Source organism: Streptomyces sp. NPDC048192, from assembly GCF_043202415.1.
Lineage (GTDB): Bacteria > Actinomycetota > Actinomycetes > Streptomycetales > Streptomycetaceae > Streptomyces.
In genome coordinates, this window is sequence record NZ_JBIDAL010000048.1 from 1 (window position 1) to 1362 (window position 1362).

1 protein-coding gene is annotated in these 1362 nt (G+C 65.6%); it reads left to right on the forward strand.

The genetic code is table 11. From position 1 onward, the window contains the following. Positions 1-36 precede the first annotated feature (36 nt). Complete coding sequence (locus ACGFZN_RS39945; RefSeq protein WP_393863396.1) at positions 37-1356, forward strand: IS630 family transposase; 1320 nt, start codon at positions 37-39, stop codon at positions 1354-1356. Positions 1357-1362: the final 6 nt, after the last annotated feature.

Here is a 1362-nt window from a genome sequence, read left to right on the forward strand (position 1 = left end):
TACCTTCTTTCCGTGGCGCATCGAGGTCCTGCTGCTGTGGAGATCGTTCTTTCCGAGGACGAGCGTGTCGAACTTGTGCGCCGGGCGGGGCTGCCGGACCGGCGCACGGCTGAGCGGGCCCGAATCATCCTGGCGTGCGCCGACGGGATGTCGAATGCGGGTGCTGCGCAGGTTGTCGGCGCCGGCGTGAAGACGGTCCGCAAGTGGCGCGGGAAGTTCGCCTCTGAGCGGCTGGCGGGGCTTGAGGACGAGGGCCCCATCGGCCGGCCGAAGTCTGAGCTGGTCCTGACCGAGGGCGAGCGGGCCCAGCTGGTTCGCTGGTCGAGGCGGGCGAAGACCGCCCAGTACCTCGCGCTGCGAGCGAAGATCGTGCTGCGGTGCGCCGAGGGCGTGACGAACAAGCAAGTCGCAGCCGATCTGGGGGTGGACCAGTCGACCGTGGACCGCTGGCGGGCCCGCTTCGTGGTCGATCGCCTCGACGGCCTGCAGGACGAACCACGCACCGGCCGCCCGCCCTCGATCCTGCTCGACCAGGTCGAAGACGTCATCGTCGCCACCCTGGAATCCGCGCCAGGCAAGGACACCCACTGGTCGCGCGCTTCCATGGCCGCCCGCACCGGACTGTCGAAGTCCACCATCGGGCGGATCTGGAAGAAGTTCGACCTCAAGCCGCACCTGCAGGATGCCTTCAAGCTCTCCACCGACCCGCAGTTCGTCGACAAGGTCGTCGATGTCGTCGGTCTCTATCACAACCCGCCTGAGAAGGCAGTGGTGTTATGTGTCGACGAGAAGAGCCAGATCCAGGCGTTGGACCGCTCACAGCCGGTGCTGCCGATGATGCCCGGCATGCCCGAGCGGCGTACCCACGACTACCTCCGGCACGGCATCACCAGCCTGTTCGCCGCCTTCAACATCGCTGATGGCACCGTCATCGGCGAACTCCACCGCCGCCACCGTGCCAGGGAGTTCAAGAAGTTTCTGGTCACGATAGACAAGGCGGTGCCCGCCGCACTCGACGTCCACCTGGTGTGTGACAACTACGTCACCCACAAGACCCCCGAGATCCAGCAGTGGCTCGCCCGACACCCCCGCTTCCACGTCCACTTCACACCGACCGGCTCCTCATGGATCAACCAGGTCGAGCGGTGGTTCGGCCTGCTGACGGACAAACTCATCCGCCGCGGCGTCCACACCTCCGTGAAGGCCCTCGAGAACGACATCCGCGACTGGATCGACACCTGGAACGAGAATCCCAGACCATTCACCTGGACCAAGACCGCCGACGAGATCCTTAAGTCCCTCGCCGACTACCTCGCGAGGATCACCCCACCCAACAGCCAAACCAAGACCGACTAACCCTCG